The 23161-nt window shown below is 55.0% G+C and carries 19 protein-coding genes; 6 read left to right on the forward strand and 13 right to left on the reverse strand.

Translation table 11 applies throughout. The features are described 5' to 3' along the window. Positions 1-44: 44 nt before the first annotated feature. The gene (nagB, locus tag K7B04_RS12310; protein ID WP_064548283.1) at positions 45-845 is read right to left on the reverse strand and encodes a glucosamine-6-phosphate deaminase; all 801 of its coding nucleotides are present in this window, start codon (positions 843-845) and stop codon (positions 45-47) included. A 346-nt stretch (positions 846-1191) separates the two neighbouring features. On the opposite strand from nagB, the gene nagE reads away from it, so the two are divergent. The 4 genes from nagE (at position 1192) to chiQ (ending at position 7259) form a co-directional block, all read left to right on the forward strand. Beyond that, positions 1192-3141 carry a PTS N-acetyl glucosamine transporter subunit IIABC gene (gene nagE, locus K7B04_RS12315; protein WP_223802175.1) on the forward strand — a complete coding sequence of 650 codons (1950 nt, stop codon included), beginning with the start codon at positions 1192-1194 and terminating at the stop codon, positions 3139-3141. Positions 3142-3325: 184 nt separating this feature from the next. Then, the gene (glnS, locus tag K7B04_RS12320; protein ID WP_163449159.1) at positions 3326-4984 is read left to right on the forward strand and encodes a glutamine--tRNA ligase; all 1659 of its coding nucleotides are present in this window, start codon (positions 3326-3328) and stop codon (positions 4982-4984) included. A 482-nt stretch (positions 4985-5466) separates the two neighbouring features. Beyond that, positions 5467-6873 carry a chitoporin gene (chiP, locus tag K7B04_RS12325; protein ID WP_163449160.1) on the forward strand — a complete coding sequence of 469 codons (1407 nt, stop codon included), beginning with the start codon at positions 5467-5469 and terminating at the stop codon, positions 6871-6873. Positions 6874-6923: 50 nt separating this feature from the next. Beyond that, on the forward strand, positions 6924-7259 hold the full coding sequence (chiQ, locus tag K7B04_RS12330) for a ChiQ/YbfN family lipoprotein (RefSeq protein ID WP_163449161.1): 336 nt from the start codon (positions 6924-6926) through the stop codon (positions 7257-7259). Between the two features lie 121 nt (positions 7260-7380). Here the strand turns inward: chiQ and fur are convergent, their stop codons facing one another. The 4 genes from fur to ybfF form a co-directional block, all read right to left on the reverse strand. Next, positions 7381-7833, reverse strand: a complete 453-nt coding sequence (gene fur / locus K7B04_RS12335; protein ID WP_064548293.1) for a ferric iron uptake transcriptional regulator — start codon at positions 7831-7833, stop codon at positions 7381-7383. 292 nt (positions 7834-8125) lie between these two features. Beyond that, a complete protein-coding gene (gene fldA, locus K7B04_RS12340) occupies positions 8126-8656 on the reverse strand; it encodes a flavodoxin FldA (protein ID WP_064548295.1) in 531 nt (176 codons plus the stop codon). Positions 8657-8807: 151 nt separating this feature from the next. Continuing rightward, complete coding sequence (ybfE, locus tag K7B04_RS12345) at positions 8808-9101, reverse strand: LexA regulated protein (RefSeq protein ID WP_163449162.1); 294 nt, start codon at positions 9099-9101, stop codon at positions 8808-8810. 129 nt (positions 9102-9230) lie between these two features. Further along, on the reverse strand, positions 9231-9995 hold the full coding sequence (gene ybfF / locus K7B04_RS12350; protein ID WP_223802176.1) for an esterase: 765 nt from the start codon (positions 9993-9995) through the stop codon (positions 9231-9233). Positions 9996-10177: 182 nt separating this feature from the next. On the opposite strand from ybfF, the gene seqA reads away from it, so the two are divergent. Together seqA and pgm are read left to right on the forward strand one after the other, a co-directional pair. Continuing rightward, positions 10178-10750, forward strand: coding sequence for a replication initiation negative regulator SeqA (gene seqA / locus K7B04_RS12355; RefSeq protein WP_163449164.1), 573 nt, complete (start codon positions 10178-10180; stop codon positions 10748-10750). A 38-nt stretch (positions 10751-10788) separates the two neighbouring features. Continuing rightward, positions 10789-12429 (forward strand): phosphoglucomutase (alpha-D-glucose-1,6-bisphosphate-dependent), encoded by a 1641-nt coding sequence (gene pgm / locus K7B04_RS12360; RefSeq protein ID WP_223802177.1) that lies wholly within the window; start codon positions 10789-10791, stop codon positions 12427-12429. A 41-nt stretch (positions 12430-12470) separates the two neighbouring features. On the opposite strand, the gene K7B04_RS12365 is transcribed toward pgm, so the two are convergent. The 8 genes from K7B04_RS12365 to kdpB all read right to left on the reverse strand — a co-directional run bounded on the left by K7B04_RS12365 (position 12471) and on the right by kdpB (position 23152). Further along, a complete protein-coding gene (locus tag K7B04_RS12365; RefSeq protein WP_167576395.1) occupies positions 12471-12947 on the reverse strand; it encodes a pyridoxamine 5'-phosphate oxidase family protein in 477 nt (158 codons plus the stop codon). Between the two features lie 70 nt (positions 12948-13017). After that, a complete protein-coding gene (gene potE / locus K7B04_RS12370) occupies positions 13018-14334 on the reverse strand; it encodes a putrescine-ornithine antiporter (RefSeq protein ID WP_163449167.1) in 1317 nt (438 codons plus the stop codon). Then, positions 14331-16526 (reverse strand): ornithine decarboxylase SpeF, encoded by a 2196-nt coding sequence (speF, locus tag K7B04_RS12375; RefSeq protein ID WP_167576394.1) that lies wholly within the window; start codon positions 16524-16526, stop codon positions 14331-14333. Before speF ends, potE begins: the two co-directional genes overlap by 4 nt. 246 nt (positions 16527-16772) lie before the next feature. Continuing rightward, positions 16773-16877, reverse strand: a complete 105-nt coding sequence (speFL, locus tag K7B04_RS12380; protein ID WP_106875989.1) for a leader peptide SpeFL — start codon at positions 16875-16877, stop codon at positions 16773-16775. 276 nt (positions 16878-17153) lie between these two features. Next, on the reverse strand, positions 17154-17831 hold the full coding sequence (kdpE, locus tag K7B04_RS12385; RefSeq protein ID WP_167576393.1) for a two-component system response regulator KdpE: 678 nt from the start codon (positions 17829-17831) through the stop codon (positions 17154-17156). After that, positions 17828-20515, reverse strand: coding sequence for a two-component system sensor histidine kinase KdpD (kdpD, locus tag K7B04_RS12390; RefSeq protein ID WP_223804159.1), 2688 nt, complete (start codon positions 20513-20515; stop codon positions 17828-17830). The genes kdpE and kdpD overlap by 4 nt, the downstream gene beginning before the upstream one ends. Before the next feature lie 2 nt (positions 20516-20517). Further along, the gene (kdpC, locus tag K7B04_RS12395; RefSeq protein ID WP_223802178.1) at positions 20518-21093 is read right to left on the reverse strand and encodes a potassium-transporting ATPase subunit KdpC; all 576 of its coding nucleotides are present in this window, start codon (positions 21091-21093) and stop codon (positions 20518-20520) included. 10 nt (positions 21094-21103) lie between these two features. Then, entirely contained in the window at positions 21104-23152 is a 2049-nt protein-coding gene (gene kdpB, locus K7B04_RS12400) for a potassium-transporting ATPase subunit KdpB (RefSeq protein ID WP_163449171.1), read from the reverse strand. Positions 23153-23161: the final 9 nt, after the last annotated feature.

Below are 23161 nucleotides of genomic sequence, written 5' to 3' on the forward strand. Positions count from 1 at the left end.
TCAAAAAATGTTGTCCCACGCCGCGGCGTGGGACGGGTAAGACATTACAGACCTTTGATATTTTCAGCTTCTAATTCATTGAAATATTTCAGGGTCTTAACTTTCAGCTCCATCGTGGACGGTTCGTCGCAAACGATCAGCGATTTCGGGTGCAGCTGCAGACAGGTAATGGTCCACATGTGGTTAACGTTACCTTCAACCGCCTGCTGCAGCGCCAGCGCTTTCGGCGCGCCCTGCACCAGGATCATCACTTCTTCGGCATCCAGCAGGGTGCCCACGCCAACGGTCAGCGCATATTTTGGCACCAGAGAGACGTCGCCATCGAAGAAGCGGGAGTTTGCCACGCGGGTTTCGTGAGTCAGCGTCTTGATGCGGGTACGGGAAGAGAGTGACGATGCCGGTTCGTTGAACGCAATGTGGCCGTCGTTGCCCACACCGCCCATGAACAGGTGGATTTTACCGTAAGAACGAATTTTCTCTTCATAGCGACGACACTCTGCGTCAACATCTGGCGCGTTGCCATTCAGCAGATTGATGTTTTCTTCAGGAATGTCGATATGATCGAAGAAGTTACGGTGCATAAAGCTGTGGTAGCTTTCCGGATGCTCTTTTGGCAGGCCGACATATTCGTCCATGTTAAAGGTGACAACATGTTTAAAGCTAACCTGGCCCGCTTTATGCATTTCGACTAACACTTTGTAGGTCGCCAGCGGGGTACCGCCGGTTGGCAGTCCGAGGACAAACGGACGGTCCGCGGTGGGTTGAAATGCGTTGATGCGGTTAACGATGTGGCGAGCAGCCCATTTGCCGACTTGTTCAGCGTTAACGAGAGGAATCAGTCTCATTCTTCACCTCAAATGTAAAATGTAAGAAGTTGGCGGATGGCGTCTCCGTGCACTCTCTAAGCGTAACCTGTTTGCATCGATAGGGAGCAATCCGTTTTGATTTTTTGAATGATAAAATAAGTTTTCATAGTTAGCCAGTGAAAGGGAGTGGTGAGAACAATATTTGGTGACTATAGTCACAAAAAGAACGCGTTTAATTTGCGATACGAATTAAATTTTCACACACTCTGATGCCTGAACAGGTGTAAATGCAGTTTACAAGACATCGCAGTGTCATGCTTTTTTGCACAATAAAAAAATGGCTTAGATTAAATGAGCCGTCTCGGGGTCTCGTAGGGGGAATAAGATGAATATTTTAGGTTTTTTCCAGCGACTCGGTAGGGCGTTACAGCTCCCTATCGCCGTGCTGCCAGTTGCGGCGCTGTTGCTGCGATTTGGTCAGCCAGATTTACTCAACGTCGCGTTTATCGCACAGGCGGGCGGGTCTATCTTTGATAACCTGGCGCTAATCTTCGCTATCGGTGTGGCATCCAGCTGGTCAAAAGACAGCGCGGGTGCGGCAGCGCTGGCGGGTGCGGTAGGTTATTTCGTATTGACCAAAGCAATGGTGACTATCAACCCAGCCATTAACATGGGTGTGCTGGCCGGTATCATTACCGGTCTGGTCGGTGGTGCCGTTTATAACCGTTGGGCGGGTATCAAACTGCCTGACTTCCTAAGCTTCTTCGGCGGTAAACGTTTTGTGCCGATCGCAACCGGCTTCTTCTGTCTGGTGCTGGCTGCCATCTTCGGCTACGTATGGCCGCCGGTGCAGAACGCTATCCATGCGGGCGGTGAGTGGATCGTCGGCGCGGGCGCGCTGGGTTCCGGTATCTTTGGTTTCATCAACCGTCTGCTGATCCCAACCGGTCTGCATCAGGTTCTGAACACTATCGCCTGGTTCCAGATTGGTGAGTTCACCAACGCGGCGGGTGCGGTATTCCACGGCGACATCAACCGCTTCTATGCGGGTGACGGCACCGCGGGTATGTTCATGTCCGGCTTCTTCCCGATCATGATGTTTGGTCTGCCGGGTGCGGCACTGGCGATGTACTTCGCAGCGCCAAAAGCGCGTCGTCCGATGGTCGGCGGTATGCTGCTGTCTGTTGCCGTCACCGCGTTCCTGACCGGTGTGACCGAGCCGCTGGAATTCCTGTTCATGTTCCTGGCGCCGGTACTGTACCTCCTGCACGCGATTCTGACCGGCGTGAGCCTGTTCATTGCAACGCTGTTGGGTATCCACGCGGGCTTCTCCTTCTCCGCAGGTGCTATCGACTACGTGTTGATGTACAGCCTGCCGGCAGCGAGTAAGAACGTCTGGATGCTGGTGGTGATGGGTCTGGTGTTCTTCGTTATCTACTTCGTGCTGTTCAGCGTGGTTATTCGCATGTTTAACCTGAAAACGCCGGGCCGCGAAGATAAAGACGAAAACGTTGTGACCAACGAAGCCAACAGCAACACGGAAGAAGGTCTGGATCAACTGGCGACCAGCTACATTGCTGCCGTTGGTGGTACTGACAACCTGAAAGCGATTGATGCCTGTATTACCCGTCTGCGCCTGACCGTTGCCGACTCCGCGAAGGTGAGTGACGCAGTATGTAAACGCCTGGGTGCATCCGGCGTGGTGAAACTGAACAAACAAACCATCCAGGTTATCGTGGGTGCGAAAGCAGAAGCGATTGGCGATGCGATGAAGAAAGTGGTTGCACGTGGCCCGGTTGCCGCTGCTTCTGCTGACAGCGCGCCGGCTGCGGCACCTGCTGCGGTAAAACCGCAGGCAGTGGCTAACGCCGCAACCGTTGAAGCGCTGGTTTCGCCAATTACCGGTGATGTGGTGGCGCTGGAGCAGGTGCCTGACGAAGCGTTCGCCAGCAAAGCGGTCGGCGACGGCATTGCGGTGAAACCAACGGACAACATCGTTGTTTCCCCGGCTGCGGGCACTATCGTGAAAATCTTCAACACCAACCATGCGTTCTGTCTGGAAACAGATAAAGGCGCGGAAATCGTTGTCCACATGGGTATCGATACCGTAGCGCTGGAAGGTAAAGGCTTCAGCCGCCTGGTTGAAGAGGGTGCGGAAGTCAAAGCAGGTCAGCCAATCCTGGAAATGGATCTGGACTTCCTGAACGCAAATGCACGCTCAATGATCAGCCCAGTTGTATGCAGTAACAGCGATGATTTCGGCGGTCTGGTGATTAAAGCCGAAGGTCACGTGGTTGCGGGTCAGACGCCGCTGTATGAGATTAAAGGTAAATAATCGCTCCTGAGTAAAGTAGATTAATGCCTTAAGCGGCGGGGGAATTCCTCCGCCGCTTTTTTTTGCCGTAAATTCCCCCATATTCATCGGTACAACGCCTTTTTGTGCAACTAATAGTTGTCTCCGGGCGCGGCTTATAAGATCATGTGCCGTTATACGTTGTTTACGCTTTGAGGAATCCACGATGAGTGAGGCTGAAGCCCGCCCGACTAACTTTATTCGTCAGATCATCGATGAAGATCTGGCAACCGGTAAGCACAACACGGTGCATACACGTTTTCCGCCAGAGCCGAATGGCTATCTGCACATCGGCCACGCGAAATCTATCTGCCTGAACTTTGGTATCGCGAAAGACTACCAGGGCCAGTGCAACCTGCGTTTCGATGACACCAACCCGGTGAAAGAAGATATCGAATACGTAGAGTCGATCAAAAACGATGTCGAGTGGTTAGGTTTTCACTGGTCAGGCAACGTTCGCTACTCCTCGGATTACTTCGATCAGCTGCACGCCTACGCTGTAGAACTTATCAACAAAGGCCTGGCCTACGTTGACGAACTGACGCCGGAACAGATCCGTGAATATCGCGGCTCGCTGACTGCGCCGGGCAAAAATAGCCCATTCCGCGATCGCAGCGTAGAAGAGAACCTGGCGCTGTTCGAAAAAATGCGTACCGGCGGCTTCGCGGAAGGTACCGCGTGCCTGCGCGCCAAAATCGATATGGCTTCGCCGTTTATCGTTATGCGTGACCCGGTGCTGTACCGTATTAAATTTGCCGATCACCACCAGACCGGCACCAAGTGGTGCATCTATCCGATGTACGACTTCACTCACTGCATCAGCGATGCGCTGGAAGGCATTACCCACTCGCTGTGTACGCTGGAGTTCCAGGACAACCGTCGTCTGTACGACTGGGTGCTGGACAACATCACCATTCCGGTTCACCCGCGCCAGTACGAATTCTCGCGCCTGAATCTGGAATACACCGTGATGTCCAAGCGCAAGCTGAATCAGCTGGTGATGGAAAAACATGTCGAAGGCTGGGACGACCCGCGTATGCCGACCATCTCCGGTCTGCGTCGCCGTGGCTACACCGCCGCCTCCATTCGCGAGTTCTGCAAGCGCATCGGCGTGACCAAGCAGGACAACACCATTGAGATGGCGTCGCTGGAATCCTGCATTCGTGAAGATCTGAACGAAAACGCGCCGCGCGCGATGGCGGTTATCGATCCGGTAAAACTGGTGATCGAAAACTATCCGCAGGGTGAGAGCGAAATGGTTTCCATGCCTAACCATCCGAATAAACCGGAAATGGGCAGCCGTGAAGTGCCGTTTAGCGCCGAAATCTGGATCGATCGCGCAGACTTCCGTGAAGAAGCGAACAAGCAGTACAAGCGTCTGGTGATGGGGAAAGAAGTGCGTCTGCGTAACGCCTATGTGGTGAAAGCAGAGCGCGTGGAGAAAGATGCCGAAGGCAATATCACCACCATCTTCTGTACCTACGATGCTGATACCCTGAGCAAAGATCCGGCTGATGGCCGCAAAGTGAAGGGCGTAATTCACTGGGTTAGCGCCGCGCACGCGCTGCCGGTAGAGATTCGCTTGTACGATCGTCTGTTCAGCGTACCGAACCCAGGCGCCGCAGAAGACTTCCTGGCGGTGATGAACCCTGAGTCACTGGTTATCAAGCAGGGCTATGCTGAGCCGTCTCTGCAGGCCGCTGAGGCCGGTAAAGCGTACCAGTTCGAGCGTGAGGGTTACTTCTGCCTCGACAGCCGCTACAGCACGGCAGACAAGCTGGTCTTTAACCGTACCGTTGGTTTACGTGATACCTGGGTTGGCTAATACTCGCCGATCCAACATGAAAAACGCCGCTTTTGCGGCGTTTTTTTTGCCTGGTCATATGCCCCTGGCGCCGATGGCAACATATCGTTCCTTTCTGTTCCGGTAATGTGCAAACCGGTTCTTTTTTATAGTTTCGCGATGCGAATTAATAATATTTTCCTGGATCTGGTACGTTCGCACTTTTTTACATCTACCCACCCCTGATCTTCAATGTAAACGGTCTCATTAACATTTCATCCAAGCCCCGCAAGGGCTGGCTTGTGCAAATGTTAACAATGCATTACGTTACACATTGAAACCAAATATGTGCGCTTTGTCATAATCCTGCACTCTTGTTGCGGAAAAGGATTGATAATTCGCGTCGCGAAAAATAGTCTATCAATGTACTGAAACACCTTTTTTCCAGAAGTTCATTTTTTAGCGTTTTATTTTTTTGCTTCTGCTTTGCAGCGGCATTTTTAAAAGTCAAAGAGGATATAACTATGCGTACGTTTAGTGGCAAACGTAGTACGCTGGCGCTGGCTATCGCCGGTGTGACAGCAATGTCAGGCTTTGTGATGACTCCGGAAGCGAAGGCAGAAGGGTTCATTGATGATTCAACATTAACCGGCGGCATCTACTACTGGCAGCGTGAGCGTGACCGTAAAGATGTGACCGACCACGACAAATATAAAACCAACCTTTCTCACTCCACCTGGAACGCCAACCTCGACTTCCAGTCGGGTTATGCGGCTGACATGTTCGGTATTGATATTGCTGCTTTTACCGCGATTGAAATGGCGGAAAGTAGCGAAAGCGGTCACCCGAACGAAATTGCATTCTCGTCAAAAAATAAAGGCTATAGCGAAGATTACAGCGGCGATAAGAGCGGTATCAGCCTGTATAAAGCGGCAGCTAAATTTAAACTTGGCCCAACCTGGGCGCGTGCGGGTTACATTCAACCAACCGGTCAAACCCTGCTGGCACCGCACTGGAGCTTTATGCCGGGTACTTACCAGGGCGCTGAAGCCGGGGCAAACTTTGACTACGGCGACAATGGCGCGCTGAGCTTCTCCTACATGTGGACCAATGAGTATAAGGCGCCATGGCATCTGGAGATGGATAACTTCTATCAGAATGATAAGAAGACCAAAGTTGATTACCTGCACTCTATTGGTGCGAAATACGATTTTAAAAATGACCTGGTGCTGGAAGCGGCATTCGGTCAGGCGGAAGGTTATGTCGACCAGTACTTCGCCAAAGCAAGCTACAAATTTGATATCCCTGGCGGCCCGCTGACCACCAGCTACCAGTTCTACGGTACCCGTGACAAAGTGAGCGATCACGGCGTGAACGACATTTACGACGGCACCGCGTGGCTGCAGGCGTTAACATTTGGCTATAAGCTGAACGAAGTGTTCGACTTCCGTCTGGAAGGGACCTGGGTTAAGGCTGACGGTCAGCAGGGCTACTTCCTGCAGCGTATGACCCCGACCTACGCGTCATCTAACGGTCGTCTGGATATCTGGTGGGATAACCGCTCTGACTTCAACGCCAACGGCGAAAAAGCGGTCTTCTTCGGTGGTATGTATGACCTGAAGAACTGGAATCTTCCTGGCTGGGCAGTGGGTGCATCCTACGTCTATGCATGGGATGCGAAACCAGCGACCTGGCAGATGAACCCGGATGCCTACTACAACAAAAACAATACGATCAGAGAATCTGCATACAGCCTGGATGCCATGTATACCGTACAGGAAGGCCGCGCGAAGGGTACCCTCTTCAAACTGCACTTCACTCAGTACGACAACCACTCCGACATCCCAAGCTGGGGCGGTGGTTACGGCAACATCTTCCAGGATGAGCGTGACGTGAAATTCATGGTTATCGCACCGTTCACTATTTTCTGATGCATGATGCGGCAGGGGGAAGCCTCTGCCGCCGCTAAGAGGCTCATCGTATGAAAAAACTGATTATTGTTGCCCTGATGGCCGCTGGCCTTACCGCTTGCGCTCAGCCATCCACGCCGAAAGAAGACAGTAAGCTGAAGGATGCCTACAGCGCGTGCATTAACACCGCTGAAGGCAATCCGGACAAAATCCAGGCCTGCCAGAGCGTGCTGAACGTGCTGAAAAAAGAGAAACAGCATGAACAGTTTGCTAATCAGGAATCCGTACGCGTGCTGGATTACCAGCAGTGTATTCAGGCAACCCGTACCGGTAACGACCAGGCCGTAAAAGCCAAATGCGATAAGATGTGGCAGGAAATTCGCAGCAATAACACCGTGAAGCCATAAGATAAGGCGAATGCTAATAACTGAAAAAACCGCTGCTTGCAGCGGTTTTTTTATGGCTGAATGCGAACGAAGGGCAAAAAAAAACCAACGCATGGCGCTGGCTTTTTAACGAGGGGGGAAGTTACTTCTCTACACCATCGTGAGCATGTTCATCTTCACGGCAGTCGCCTTCAGCGCAGTGGCCATAAAGATAAAGGCTGTGGTTGGTCAGACGAATTCCGTGTTTGGCGGCAATTTCACGCTGGCGAGCTTCGATAGATTCGTCGCTGAACTCGATCACTTTGCCACAGTCGAGGCAAATAAGGTGATCGTGGTGATGCTGCTGGGTCAGTTCGAAAACGGATTTGCCGCCTTCAAAATTATGACGGGTCACGATGCCCGCGTCATCAAACTGGTTCAGGACACGATAAACCGTGGCCAGGCCAATTTCTTCACCCATGTCGATCAGGCGTTTGTATAAGTCTTCCGCGCTGACATGGTGGTTATCCGGTTCCTGAAGAACTTCCAGAATCTTTAACCGTGGAAGTGTGACTTTCAGGCCAGCCTTCTTTAATGCGGTATTATTGTCAGTCATGCGGAATCTGTCCTGTTGCTAAACGATTAACTTCCATCAGCGAAAGTATCACAGAGAATTCACCCGTTTTAATGCGTCTCATTATAGAATGACCCTGGATAAATGAAAACAGCAAGGCTTGGGTAAACTAAGCTTTCAAAAACGAGGCGTCACCGACAAACAGAGCGATGAACCTACGCTAAATCAGAAGATATTGTACAGGTATGCGCTGAAAAGTTAAAAAAATGTAGCTATTATTTTGATTGCTTTTACCTATTAATGAGGCGCGATTTGTTATCGCGCCTCAATATCATCAGGCGTTTTTGATTTCGTCGAGGTGCAGCTCTTCAGCAACCTGCTTAACCCATTTTTCAACGCGTTCAGCGGTCAGCTCCGGCTGGCGGTCTTCGTCAATCGCCAGACCCACGAAGTGGTCGTCATCGGCCAGGCCTTTCGACGCTTCGAAGTGGTAGCCTGCGGTTGGCCAGTGACCAACGATGGTCGCGCCGTTTGGCTCGATGATGTCGCGAATCGTACCCAGCGCATCGCAGAAGTACTCCGCGTAGTCTTCCTGATCGCCACAGCCGAAGAGGGCGACCAGCTTACCGTTGAAGTCAACTTCTTCCAGAGACGGGAAGAAATCGTCCCAGTCGCACTGTGCTTCACCGTAGTACCAGGTTGGGATACCCAGCAGCAGGATATCGTAGCCTGCCAGGTCTTCTTTGCTGCTCTTGGCAATGTCGTGAACGTCAGCGACATCTTTACCAAGCTGTTTTTGAATCATTTTTGCGATATTTTCGGTGTTCCCGGTGTCGCTACCGAAGAAGATGCCAACGATTGCCATGAGTAAAATAACCTCTTGAAACTTAATGATATGGTGGTGGCTTATTGCCCACAGATAAGGGCAATCATAGCAGAACAGAGAAGCGGGCGGAAACAGCTATCGTGCCGTACTGCACACTCTGCTACATGAAAGTGCGTTCTGGGGGGATATTTCAGACTTTCCCTTGTCCGTGCAGCAGCGCCAGTTGGCTCATCAGCATCTCTTCGATGAGTTCGCTGCGGCTCATGTCACGGGCTGCCGCCAGCTCGTTGAGCGCATCAACGGCGTCGCTGTTTAGCTTTAACTCGACGCGCTTAAGCCCACGAACTTTGTCGCGTTTGAGCTGATTGCGCTTATTAATGCGGAGCTGTTCGTCACGCGAAAGCGGATTGGTTTTGGGTCTTCCCGGCCGACGCTCATTTGCGAACAAATCTAATGTCGTACGGTCCGTTTGTTCTTTTGCCATGGTTCTGAGTGACTTCGGGGAAACAAGCTACCGGACGGTGCCCGGTGCAGACAGCGCGCAATCATACAACAGTGGAACCCGCACGCCAACGACCACGGCCATTCTGGCGCGCGGTCGATGCATTTTTAATCACTCAGCGAGGTAACGGCGAATGGCGCGCAGCACGGCGTCCGGTTTTTCGGCGTGAACCCAGTGACCCGCCCCGGCAATCACGTGCGCTTTCGCCTGCGGGAACTGCGCCAGCAGATCGTCACGATAGGCTTCGGTGATATACGGTGAATTGCCGCCGGGAATAAACAGCGCAGGGTGTTCCCAGGCCGGAATGGTTTCCCAGCCGACGATATGGGGATATTGCTCCCACAGCACCGGCACGTTAAAGCGCCAGGCACCGTCAACAAACGACTTCAGCAGAAACTGAATCACGCCTTCTTCATGCAGATACTCGCGCATCACCGTGGCTGCCTGCTGGCGCGTGGAGACGCCCGCGCTGGTGACGGCGTTAATGGCGGCAAAAATCTCATCATGACGACGCACGTGGTAATCCACCGGCGCAATGTCGATTGCCACCAGGCGGTCGATGCGCTCCGGGGCCAGCGCGGTCAGCGCCATCACCGCTTTTCCGCCCATTGAATGGCCGATGAATGTCGCTTTCTCAATCTGGTTGGCGTCGAGAGTATCGAGCAAATCCTGCGCCATGGCCGGATAGCTCATATCGTCGGAACGCGGCGACAGACCGTGGTTACGCATGTCGACCTGAATGACATCGTGATCGGCAAGCAGGTCGCGGGCGAGAATGCCGAGGTTATCCAGGCTGCCGAACAGACCGTGGACCAGGACGATGGGGGAATTATTGTGCAGGTTTTGTGCAGTTTGCGCTCGGAAATTCAATTTCATAGCAAAGTTCTTTTTTTCGCATTGTCGGGTTAGGGTATCATGTTGAACATTCTAACGCTCAGGGGCAAGTGAGGAACTCATCCGAATTTTGCCGTGCCCCTGGTTTGGCGCTACCCGCTGTTGGGTTTTGACTTTATAATCCCAATAAACTGTATTCAGAAAAATTATCGCACCGGATTAAGATGAAAACGATCGAAGTTGATGACGAGCTCTATCGCTATATTGCAGCCCACACTCTGCGCATTGGCGAGAGCGCGTCCGACATTTTACGGCGTATGCTGAAATTCTCCGCCGCTTCCCAGCCCGCAGCCGTCGCTGCCGCGCCGGTCGTCAAAGCAGAAACGGTTGCCGCTCCGGCGCCCGCTGCTGCCCCCGTTGCTGAGGTGAAAACGGTTAAATCCGCCAAAGATAAAGTCCGTGCCATGCGCGAACTGCTGCTCTCCGACGAGTATGCAGAGCAGAAGAAAGCGGTAAACCGCTTCATGCTGGTGCTGACCACGCTGTACTCTCTGGACAACAATGCGTTTGCTGAGGCAACCGAATCCCTTCATGGCCGTACCCGCGTCTACTTTGCTGCCGACGAGCAAACGCTGCTGAAAAACGGCAATCAGACGAAACCAAAACAGGTTCCGGATACGCCATACTGGGTCATTACCAATACCAATACGGGCCGTAAATGCAGCATGGTCGAACACATCATGCAGTCAATGCAATTCCCGGCGGAATTGATTGAGAAGGTTTGCGGTACCATCTAATACTGACAATCTAACCCTTGCATAAGAAGGACCAGGCAATGGCAAACCATACCCGTGCGGGTCAACCCGCACAGCAGAGTGATTTGATCAACGTCGCTCAACTGACGGCCCAGTACTACGTGCTGCAGCCGGACGTGAGCAATGCGGAACACGCGGTGAAATTCGGGACCTCCGGTCACCGCGGTAGCGCAGGTCGTCACAGCTTCAATGAAAAGCATATTTTGGCCATTGCTCAGGCGATTGCTGAAGAGCGCGCGAAAAATGGAATTTCGGGCCCATGCTACGTCGGAAAAGATACGCACGCGCTTTCTGAGCCTGCGTTCATCTCCGTACTTGAAGTGTTAGCGGCGAATGGCGTTGATGTGATTGTGCAGGAAAACAATGGTTTCACGCCGACACCGGCGGTTTCCAACGCTATCCTGGTGCACAACAAGAAAGGCGGCCCGCTGGCCGATGGCATTGTCATTACGCCGTCCCACAACCCGCCGGAAGACGGTGGTATCAAGTACAACCCGCCAAACGGTGGCCCGGCTGATACCAACGTCACCAAAGTGGTTGAAGACCGCGCTAACGCGCTGTTGGCCGCCGATCTGAACGGCGTGAAGCGCATCTCTTACGATGCGGCGCTGGCCTCGGGTCATGTGAAGGAAGTCGATCTGGTGCAGCCGTTCATTGAAGGGCTGGCGGATATCGTCGATATGGCGGCGATCCAGAAAGCCGGTCTGACCCTGGGCGTTGATCCGTTGGGCGGTTCCGGTATCGAATACTGGAAACGTATCGCGAAGCACTACAACCTGAACCTGACTATCGTTAACGATCACGTTGACCAGACTTTCCGCTTCATGCACCTCGATAAAGATGGCGCAATCCGTATGGACTGCTCTTCCGAGTGCGCGATGGCGGGCCTGCTGGCGCTGCGTGATAAGTTTGACCTGGCATTTGCCAACGATCCTGACTACGACCGTCACGGTATCGTCACCCCGGCCGGGCTGATGAACCCGAACCACTACCTGGCGGTGGCGATCAACTACCTGTTCCAGCATCGTCCGCAGTGGGGCAAAGACGTTGCCGTGGGTAAAACCCTGGTCTCTTCCGCAATGATTGACCGCGTGGTGAATGACCTGGGCCGTAAGCTGGTGGAAGTGCCGGTGGGCTTTAAATGGTTTGTTGATGGCCTGTTCGACGGTAGCTTTGGCTTCGGCGGCGAAGAGAGCGCGGGCGCTTCCTTCCTGCGCTTCGACGGTACGCCGTGGTCAACCGATAAAGACGGGATCATCATGTGCCTGCTGGCGGCAGAAATCACCGCCGTCACCGGTAAGAATCCGCAGGAACACTACAACGACCTGGCCGCACGTTTCGGCGCGCCAAGCTATAACCGTCTGCAGGCGAGCGCGACTTCCGCACAGAAAGCGGCGCTGTCTAAGCTCTCTCCTGAGATGGTCAGCGCCAGCACTCTGGCCGGTGATCCGATTACCGCACGCCTGACCGCTGCACCGGGTAACGGCGCATCTATCGGTGGTCTGAAAGTGATGACCGATAACGGCTGGTTTGCGGCGCGTCCGTCCGGCACGGAAGATGCGTACAAGATTTACTGCGAAAGCTTCCTTGGCGCTGAGCATCGTCAGCAGATTGAGAAAGAAGCGGTAGAGATTGTTAGCGAAGTGCTGAAAAACGCCTGATATCATCGCTGTTAAGACAAAGGAGCCGTAAGGCTCCTTTTTCATATTCCCTGATGCTGGCGGCAGGTTAGCGTCTGGCAATCCATTCGCACGACGCACACCGCTTTCATCATATCGTCACGATAGCTGAAGGTTTTACCTGGTACGGCCTGCCGCATGATGAGGTCCAGCCCGGTGGTCATTTCTTCGCATTCTTGCAAAATCGACGCCTGTCCATTGGCAATGATGCTGGTGTACGCACTGCTATAATCACAGGCATCCTCGGCGGGAATTAAGCGATAATCACCGTCTATTTCCAGGCTGATTGCCGGGTCTTTACGCAACAAACGCATCTTTTTACCGGTGCGCGCGCCATGGAAATAGAACGTCCAGCGTTCGTCCTGATAGGTACAACCAAAGTTGACCGGAACAATGTACGGGCTGCTCTCATCGTTCAGTGCGATACGGCAAATTTGCTGGGTCTGAATAAGACGGAGGATCCGTTCTGGGTCGGAGACAATACGATCTGGATTACTCAAGTTAGCTGCCTTATCAACGAAAGAAAAGAAAGCGGGCTGTAGTGGTCTACAGCCCGAACGGGTAAGTCAATTAACCGTGTTTATTCTTCAACTCAAAACGCGGTGACACCAGGCCGTACAGCGTCCAGCCGAGGAACGTCACGATGGAACCGTACAGCATCGCTTCTTCACCGGAAGAGTAGAGCGCATAGAAGCTATACATTGCCCCAACGAATGCCACGAAGTTAGCGATGCGCGCTTTGTTCATCGGCACGTTAGCCATACGCTGGATAATAACCAGCGCTGCCATCGACAGGATGTACGGAATAATGTTGGTGACGACCGCCAGGTTCACCAGCACGTTGAACTGATTATTCAGCGACGGGCTGATGGTCATCAACGACAGCCCGGACTGAATGACCACGATGACCAGCATCCCCTTAACCGGCGCATCCGCCTTGCTAACCTGAGAGAACACTTTCGGGAAGTAGCCTTCGTCCGCCGAGGATTTGAATACCTGGGCGATAGTGAACTGCCAGCCGAGCAGCGAACCGCAGCAGGACATGACCATCAGCGCCATGATCACTTTACCGACTTCCGGCGTGAACATTTGCGCGAAGGCCAGGCCGAACGGGGCGGTTGAGTTAGCCAGGTCCATATTCGGTACAATCCCGGCAATCACGTTGGTGGAGACAATGTAAATCACCGCCGCCCCCAGCGTCCCGCCGAGCACGGCGATCGGTACGTTACGTTCCGGGTTTTCCACCACTTCAGCGTTGGCGCAGGCGGATTCCAGACCGAGGAAGGCCCACAGCGTCATAGCGATGGATGAACCGACCGCGCTAAAGAACGGCACGTGATGCGGGTTCCAGGACTCGACGTACATTGTCGGGCTGAACCAGAACCAGCCAATCACGCACAGACCCACCACCGGGATAATGACGCCCCATACCGTGATGCTGCTGATCTGTCCGGTAATGCGCGCGCCGCCGAAGTTGGCAACGGTACAGATCCACAGCACGCCGATGGTGGCGAGCCCAATTTGCACGGGGCTCAGTGCGGCACCGAAAAGCTCGGTGCCATAACCCACCGCCGAAATCGCGATCGCGACGTTGGCAATCAGCAGCGATACCCCATAGGTATAGTTGGCCATAAAGTTGCCCGACTTACCAAAGGCATACTCCGCATAGCCGCCCATGCCGCCGGATTTTTTACTGAACATCCCGCATTTAGCGAAGGCCCAGGCCAGCGCCATCGAACCGACGGCGGTGACCAGCCAGGAGATAATGGAAATGGTGCCGACTTCAGCGAGCTTGGTGGGCAGCATGATGATACCGGAGCCCATCATGTTCACCATCGTCAGGATGGTGAGCTGAACAACACCCATTTTGTTGTTGGCTTTGCTCATAATTTCTCCCCTTTCAGCATCGCTGGCAGCGGCTGCTGAGGTTTAATCACGTTGCACCACACTTCTTTGCGACCGTTGTGTTCCTGGATGTAAACCCCTTGCAGTTCTGGCGCAAATCCCGGCAGCAGGTTGATGCCTTCTTCCAGCGCTTTGAAGTAGCGCAGAACGGAATCCCCCCAGATTTCACCCGGGACAACGCACAGCACGCCAGGAGGATACGGCAGGGCGCCTTCGGCGGCGATTTTGCCTTCCGCCATCGACAGCGGCACCAGATCGACCTCGCCGCGGATGTAGGCAAAGTTCGCTTCCTGCGGGTTCATGTTGACGCGCGGGAAGTGCGATTTGCGGAACATCTCTTTTTGCAGCTGTTTGACGTTGTGGCGGGCATAAAGGTTGTGCATTTCCTGGCACAGCTGGCGCAGGGTGTAACCGGCGTAACGATCTTTATGCTGACCGTAGAGCGACGGCAGCACCTCTTGCAGCGGCGCGTCAGATTCCAGCAGCGTTTCGAAGCGCACCAGCAGCGCCACCAGCTGTTGCAGCTTGGCCATATCTTCCGCTGGCGTCAGCAGGAACAGGATTGAGTTGAGGTCGCATTTTTCCGGCACCACGCCGTGTTCACGCAGGTAGTTGGCCAGAATGGTGGCCGGCACGCCAAAGGTGTCGTACTCGCCGTTAGCGTCAATGCCTGGGGTGGTCAGCAGCAGTTTGCACGGGTCAACGAAGTACTGATGCTCTGCGTAGCCTTCGAAGCCGTGCCAGCGTTCGCCCGGGACGAAGTGGAAGAAGCGCAGGTCGTTGGCAATCTGCTCGGTCGGCCAGGATTGCCACGGTTTACCGTCAATCTCGGCGGGGACAAACGGACGAATGTGGTGGCAGTTATCCAGAATCAGCTTACGTGCTTCAATGCCGTTCGAGACGCAGTCCATCCACATATTGCGGCCCGCCTGTCCTTCGTGCATCCGCGCGTTGACGTCCAGCGCGGCAAACAGCGGGTAGAACGGGCTGGTGGACGCGTGCATCATAAAGGCGTTGTTGAGACGTTTATGCGGCACATAGCGCTGTTGGCCTTTGATATGACTATCTTTTTTATGGATCTGCGAAGTCTGGGAGAAACCGGCCTGCTGTTTGTGCACCGACTGAGTCACCAGAATCCCCGGATCGTTTTCATTCAGTTCCAGCAGCAGCGGTGAGCAGTCGGCCATCATCGGAATGAACTGTTCGTAGCCTACCCACGCGGAGTCAAACAGGATGTAGTCGCACAGGTGACCGATTTTATCCACCACCTGACGGGCGTTATAGATAGTGCCATCGTAGGTGCCCAGCTGGATGACCGCCAGACGGAACGGGCGTTCGTTACGTGCGCGGTTTGGCGCCACTTCTGCCACCAGTTCACGCAGATAGCCTTCTTCAAAGCAGTGGGCATCGATGCCGCCGATAAAGCCATACGGGTTACGTGCGGTTTCCAGGTAGACCGGTGTGGCTCCAGCCTGCAACAGCGCGCCGTGGTGGTTGGATTTGTGGTTGTTACGGTCAAACAGCACTAAATCCCCCGGAGTCAGCAGCGCGTTGAGCACCACTTTGTTAGAGGAGGAGGTGCCGTTGAGCACGAAGTAGGTTTTGTCGGCGTTAAACACCTTCGCCGCGTGCTGCTGAGCGATGCACGGCGCGCCTTCGTGAATTAACAGGTCACCCATTGCCACGTCGGCGTTACACAGGTCGGAACGGAAAAGCGTTTCGCCAAAGTACTCGACAAACTGATTCCCTGCCGGATGACGGCGGAAGAATTCGCCGCCCTGGTGCCCCGGGCAATCAAAGGCACTGTTGCCCTGAGCCACGTAATCGACCAGCGCGCTAAAGAATGGCGGGCGCAGATTGACTTCGTACTTGTGGGCGGCGGCCTCTAACTGGCGGCCATAGAAATCGTTGCGGGTTTCATCGTGCTCGAATACCCCTTGAATGCGGGCAAGATATTCAGCCGGAACGATTTGATCTTTATTAATAGCAATAAATACTGGCAGGTTATAACCCGTCGCATCTATTTCGTCGAGTTTACCGCACTCAACGTCTTCAATAGATAATACGGCAGCCGCGACATCAATAAAGTGGGTGTCGCAGGTATTGATAATACTACGCTGGGTAGTAAAGCAGTCAGGACATGAACGACTAACGGCAATTTTTAATTCAGACATTTTTTCGACTCTTTATTTTAGGTAATAGCAGTCCCTCAATTTCTCAATGGAGAAATTGATATCGCCGGAAAAAAAAGCAATAAGATCTCGCTGACAATAAAATCAGAACATTGCTTTTTTCAGAATGTAGCAAACCCAACTCGGTCCGGTGGCCGGCAGATACAGGTTTGTCATGGCGAGCGCTGGCAGCAGGCTAGAAGCCTGAATTAGCAAGGAATAACTGCGAGGCGCCCGAAGTCGGGAGACTTATCGGGCGTTAAAGAAGTGAAAGTCGAAACTATTACGGTGAGCAAACATCATAATATGTGTTGTCCGCCGTATGTGGGGCATCAATCGGTTATTGTTTTCCATTTCGTATACCTCAGATGAATATCCTAAAGCGCAGCCATTTTATCTCCGGGTGGGCTTAAAACTGTGAGGGTGATCAACAATAAGAGATCATTTATAAAATTATTCATTATTGATGAGCGACGAGTCAGGATAAAATGCTGGATTGTTTAAGTAATGTAAATAAATTGTGTTAATTATATATTTGAAAGGGTTTTAAAACCGTATTTTAATATTTTCAGATTAAGTTATTTCTGATTAAAAATAAAAGTTGGCTATGTTGTAAATATGAATAACTATTCATAACATGAAACGATAGCCAATTCCGGTTTCGGTTAATAAATGCTGAGGACGCGCGGGATCTATTTCCAGTTTCTGGCGAAGATGCCCCATATAAATGCGCAAATAGTGACTATGTTCTACGGCATTAGGTCCCCATACCTGGCTGAGCAGTTGGCGTTGGGTGAGCACTTTACCGGCATTATTGAGCAGTACCGCCAGCAGACGGAATTCAATCGGGGTGAGATGGATTTCTGCACTGCCACGGGTAATTCGCCGTGAGGCGAGGTCAACGGTGATATCAGCAAAGGAGACGACGGGTTCATTGGGCTGGGCACCGGCATGGCGACGTAGCGCGACGCGTAAGCGCGCCTGAAGCTCGCCGATGCCAAATGGTTTACTCAGATAATCGTCGGCGCCTGCATCCAGCGCCGCTATCTTGTCACTCTCTTCACTGCGCGCCGACAGCACAATAATCGGCACCGGGCTCCACTGGCGGATATCGCGAATGAAATCGAGGCCATCACCGTCCGGCAGGCCGAGATCGAGGATCACCAGGTCTGGTTTGCGCGTCGCCGCTTCCAGCAACCCGCGCTGGAGGGTTTCGGCATCAAAAACGCGCAGGTCTTCGGCTTCCAGCGCGGTACGCAGAAAACGGCGAATGGCGTGTTCGTCTTCAACAATCAGAACGCTGGTCACAGCTCTTCGTATCCCTCTTCAAGTTCAGGCGGTTGTTCCAGTGGCAGTGTAACACGAAAACAGGCGCCGCCTTCCGGGCGGTTACTGACAGACAGCGTCCCGCCATGAATCTCAACGATGGCCTGACAAATGGCCAGACCTAGCCCCACGCCGGGAATGGCCGACTCTTTGTGGCCACGGGCGAATTTGGCAAAAATATGCTGTTCCTGGCCGCCTGGAATCCCCGGCCCACTGTCCCAAACGTCCAACAGCAGGCGGTTGTTTTCCGTTGCCGCGCGAATACCGATTTGCGCCTCGCTGCCCGCGTACTTCACGGCGTTCTCCAGCAGGTTGTTGAGCACTCGCTCAAACAGCGGGCCGTCGAGGTGCACCAGCATCAGCGGGTCGGGCAGGGTAAGAAGGATTTTCCTCCCGCCAAGCGTGGGTTCCAGCGTACGCAGTGCGCTGCCCACGACCTCTTCGAGCGTCAGCCACTCCTTATTGAGATTAAAGCCACCGGACTGAATTCGCGCCATATCCAGCAGATTGTTTACCAGACGCGTAGTGTTAAGCACGTGCTGGCGAATTTCGTTCGCCTGCGGCGCGTAGGGCGAACCGCTGCTGGCGAGATCGAGCGTCAGAATTTCGGCCTGGCCAAACAGCACGGTCAACGGTGTGCGCAGGTCGTGCGACAGCGCGGCGAGCAGCGAGTTACGCAGGCTTTCGCGTTCGCTGATAAGCCTTGATTGCTCTTCGCTGGCCGTCAATGCCAGCCGCTCCAGCGCGCTGGAGACCAGCAGGGTAAAGGTTTCCAGCAGTCGCTGTTGTTCCGGCACCATCAGCTGACGCAGATTATTGGGCTCGACGACGACCAGTCCGTGGGTTTTATCCGCGCTGCGTAGCGGCAGAATCAGATAGGGGACGCCGGGGAGCGTGTCGGTTCCCGCTCCGGCGGGTAGCCCTTTGTCAAAACTCCAGTGGGCGATGGCTTCATCCCACGGCGTCATACCTTCCTGATGATTTAGCGCCGCCAGCTTCCCGTTTTCGTCCGGCAGCAGCACCTGGCTGCGGGCGTGGAAGGTCGAGCGAATATATTGCTCGCAGGTGAGGGCGATATCGCGGGCGTTGCGACCCACCGCGAGTGTTTTCGACATTTCATACAGGTGCCGTGTTCGTTGCTCGCGATAGCGGGCCACACGCGCCTGATAGCGCACGCCAGCGGTCAGATTACCGATGACCAGACCGACGGTGAGCATCACGCCGAAGGTGAGCAGGTACTGGACATCGGAGACGGCCAGCGTGCCGCGTGGGGCGATAAAGAAGAGATCAAAACTGACCACGTTGATCACCGTCGCCAGTACCGACGGCCAGCGGCCATAGAACAGCGCGACGATCACCACGCCCAGCAGATAGAGCATGACCAGGTTGGCGGCGTCAAATGTCATGAGCCACTGAGCGGCCACCCACGTAATGGCGGCGCACAGCCCAAGCGCCACCAGGCAGCCACGGATCTGAACGCGCCATTTGTCGATAAACGGGCGGCGGTCGCTTGAGCGCTCGGGCAGCGGCAGGGGCGTCTCATCTACGCCTATCACCAGCAGGTCCAGCTCCGGCGCGTGGCGAGTCAACCGGTCGCCGAAGCGTTCACCGCGCCACCAGCGACGCTTCTGCTGACGGCCAATGACAATTTTGCCCAGATTGTGTTCACGCGCATAACGGATCACCGCCGCTTCCTCGGACGGCTCCGACAACGTCGCGGTCTCTGCGCCCAGCTCCTGCGCCAGGCGCAGTGCGTTAAGGATAGCGCGGCGCTGCGGTTCGGGCAGACGGTGCAGCGTAGGGGTTTCAACGTAAACGGCGTGCCAGACGCTGCCCAGACGGGCGGCCAGACGCGCGGCGGTGCGCACCAGCTTTTCGCTGCCGGCATGATGGCCAATACACAGCAGGATCGCGTCCTGGGTATGCCACACTTTTTCCTGTCCCTGACCGTCGCGCCAGGCGCGCATTTGATCGTCCACCCGCTCGGCGGTACGACGTAGAGCCAGTTCGCGCAGGGCGATCAGGTTACCTTTACGAAAGAAATTTTCGATCGCGCGTTCGGCCTGGCCGGCCAGATAAACTTTGCCTTCGTTCAGGCGCTGACGGAGGTCGTCCGGCGGCAGATCCACCAGCACCACCTCATCAGCGGCGTCAAAAAAAGGATCGGGCACGGTTTCCCGCACCTGAATACCGGTGACGCCGCTGACGACATCGTTCAGGCTCTCCAGATGCTGCACGTTAACGGTGGTGAAGACGTCGATGCCCGCTTCCAGCAGCTCATCGATGTCCTGCCAGCGTTTGGGATGGCGGGAGCCGGGCGCGTTGCTGTGGGCCAGCTCATCCATTAACACCAGTGCCGGGCGACGGGCGAGGGCGGCATCCAGGTCGAATTCCATCACATAGCGACCGCGGTAGGCGGTGCGCTTTGGCGGCAAAATGCTCAGGCCATTCAGCATCGCGGCGGTCTCTTTGCGGCCATGGGTTTCTACCACGCCCGCCAGCACGTCCAACCCCTGCGTACGCAGCCGCTGCGCCTCTGCCAGCATCGCCCAGGTTTTACCTACCCCGGCGCAGGCGCCGAAGAATATCTTCAGCTTTCCGCGGTGCGCGTCGGCGGTTTGTTCCAGCAGGCGATCCGGGTTCGGACGCAGCGGCTCGTTGGTCATCATCAATTATCCTTGTGGGCATCCAGCGCCATATTCAGCTCAATAATATTTACCACAGGTTGGCCGAGAAAGCCGAGTAGCGGCGTATGGGTTGCCGCCTGTACCTGTTGCGTTAACCATTGCGGCGAGAGCCCGCGCGCTTTGGCGATACGCGGCACCTGCCACAGCGCGGCGGCAGGGGACAAGTTGGCATCCAGACCGCTGGCGGACGCGGTCACCAGTTCAACCGGTACCGTGCGGCTGGCATCCGGATTAGCGGCGCGCAGCGCGGCGATGCGGTCCGTAAACAGCTTATCCAGCGCCGGGTTGCTGCCCGCCAGGTTGCTGCCGCCGGAGGCCATCGGGTTATCCGGCGCGTCGGCGGTGGCGGAGGGACGCCCCTGGAAATAGCCGGGGTCGCTAAAGTTCTGGCCGATAAGCTGCGATCCGCGAATCTCATGGTTTTCGAAAATCAGCGAACCGTTCGCCTGAGTATGGAACAACCACTGCCCTAACGCGGTGGTCAGCAACGGATAGACGCCGCCGGTAATCACCGCCAGGAATAGAAAAATGACAATGGCAGGACGTAATGCAGACATGGTTATTTCCTCACACCAGACCCAGCAGGGTTAACAGTAAATCAATCACTTTAATACCGATAAACGGCACCACCAGCCCGCCCGCGCCGTAAATCCACAGGTTGCGGCGCAGCATCGCCGATGCCGACAGCGGTCGGTAACTCACGCCTTTCAGCGCCAGCGGCAGCAGGAAGACGATGATTAGCGCGTTAAAAATCACCGCGCTGAGAATGGCCGAGTTCGGTGAGTGCAGGTGCATAATGTTGAGCACGCCCAACTGCGGCCAGGTGGCGGCAAAGGCTGCCGGGATAATGGCGAAATATTTCGCCACGTCGTTAGCGATACTGAACGTGGTCAGCGAGCCGCGCGTCATCAGCATCTGTTTACCGATATGCACCACCTCAATCAGCTTGGTCGGGTTAGAGTCCAGATCCACCATGTTGCCGGCTTCCTTCGCCGCCTGCGTACCCGAGTTCATCGCGACCGCCACGTCGGCCTGTGCCAGCGCGGGAGCGTCGTTGGTACCGTCGCCGGTCATCGCCACCATCCGGCCTTCGGACTGATACTGACGAATCAACGCCAGTTTGGCTTCCGGCGTGGCTTCGGCGAGGAAGTCATCAACGCCCGCTTCCGCAGCAATGGCGGCGGCGGTCAGCCGGTTGTCGCCGGTGATCATCACCGTTTTAATGCCCATTTTGCGTAACTGAGCAAAGCGCTCTTTAATGCCGCCTTTGACGATGTCTTTCAGCGCGATGACGCCGAGCACCCGTGCGCCTTCGGCCACCACCAGCGGCGTGGCGCCCAGACTGGCAACACTTTCGACCTTCTGCTCGACATCCAGCGGGAAGTGACCGCCGTTGCTCTCAATATGGCGGCGAATAGCATCGACCGAACCTTTACGGATCATGCGGTTATCAATATTAATGCCGCTCATTCGGCTTTGGGCGGTAAACGGCACGAAGGTAGCGTGTAGCGCCTGGACATCACGTTCGCGCAGATTGAAGCGCTGTTTTGCCAGTACCACGATGCTGCGGCCTTCCGGCGTTTCATCAGCAAGCGACGAGAGCTGCGCGGCATCGGCCAGCGTTTTCTCATCCACGCCCTGAGCCGGCAGGAACTGCGAGGCCTGACGGTTCCCCAGGGTAATGGTGCCGGTCTTATCCAGCAGCAGTACGTCAACATCGCCTGCCGCTTCTACCGCGCGGCCGCTGGTGGCAATCACGTTTGCGCCGAGCATACGGCTCATCCCCGCCACGCCGATGGCCGACAGCAGGCCGCCGATGGTGGTGGGAATCAGGCACACCAGCAGGGCGACCAGCACGGTGACGCTAATGGGCGCGCCGCTCCAGGCGGAAAACGGCCAGATGGTCGCCGTTGCCAGCAAGAAGACAATAGTCAGCGCCACCAGTAGAATCGTCAGCGCGATTTCATTTGGCGTTTTACGTCGCTGGGCGCCTTCGACCATGGCGATCATGCGGTCGAGGAAGGTCTCACCCGGGTTAACGCTACAGCGCACCACCAGCCAGTCAGAGAGAATACGCGTCCCGCCGGTAACCGAGGCGAAGTCGCCGCCGGATTCACGAATGACCGGGGCGGATTCCCCGGTAATGGCGCTTTCATCCACCGATGCGCCCCCCTCAATCACTTCACCATCGCAGGGGATAATGTCACCGGCTTCCACCAGCACCACGTCGCCTTTGCGCAGGTCATCGGCCGGAATATGATCCATTTCCGCCCCGTAGCGGGCTTCGCGCAGTTTGCGGGCAAAAGCGGTTTTCTTGACCCCTTTCAGGCTGTTGGCCTGCGCCTTGCTGCGGCCCTCCGCCATGGCTTCGGCAAAGTTGGCGAACAGCACGGTAAACCACAGCCACAGCGCGATAGCGCTGCTGAAACCCACGTTACCCGGCAGAGCGCCCACGGCCATGGCAATGGCCAGCGCGCTGGTCAGCACGCTACCAATCCAGACGATAAACATCACCGGATTGCGCCACTGGACGGTAGGGCTGAGTTTCTTCACGGCGTCGATCAGCGCCTGGCGAACCAGCGACGGTTCAAACAGGCCCAGTTGTTTACGACTCATAACCAATAG

Origin of the sequence: Kluyvera sp. CRP (assembly GCF_019930565.1) — a bacterium.
Lineage (GTDB): Bacteria > Pseudomonadota > Gammaproteobacteria > Enterobacterales > Enterobacteriaceae > Kluyvera > Kluyvera georgiana_A.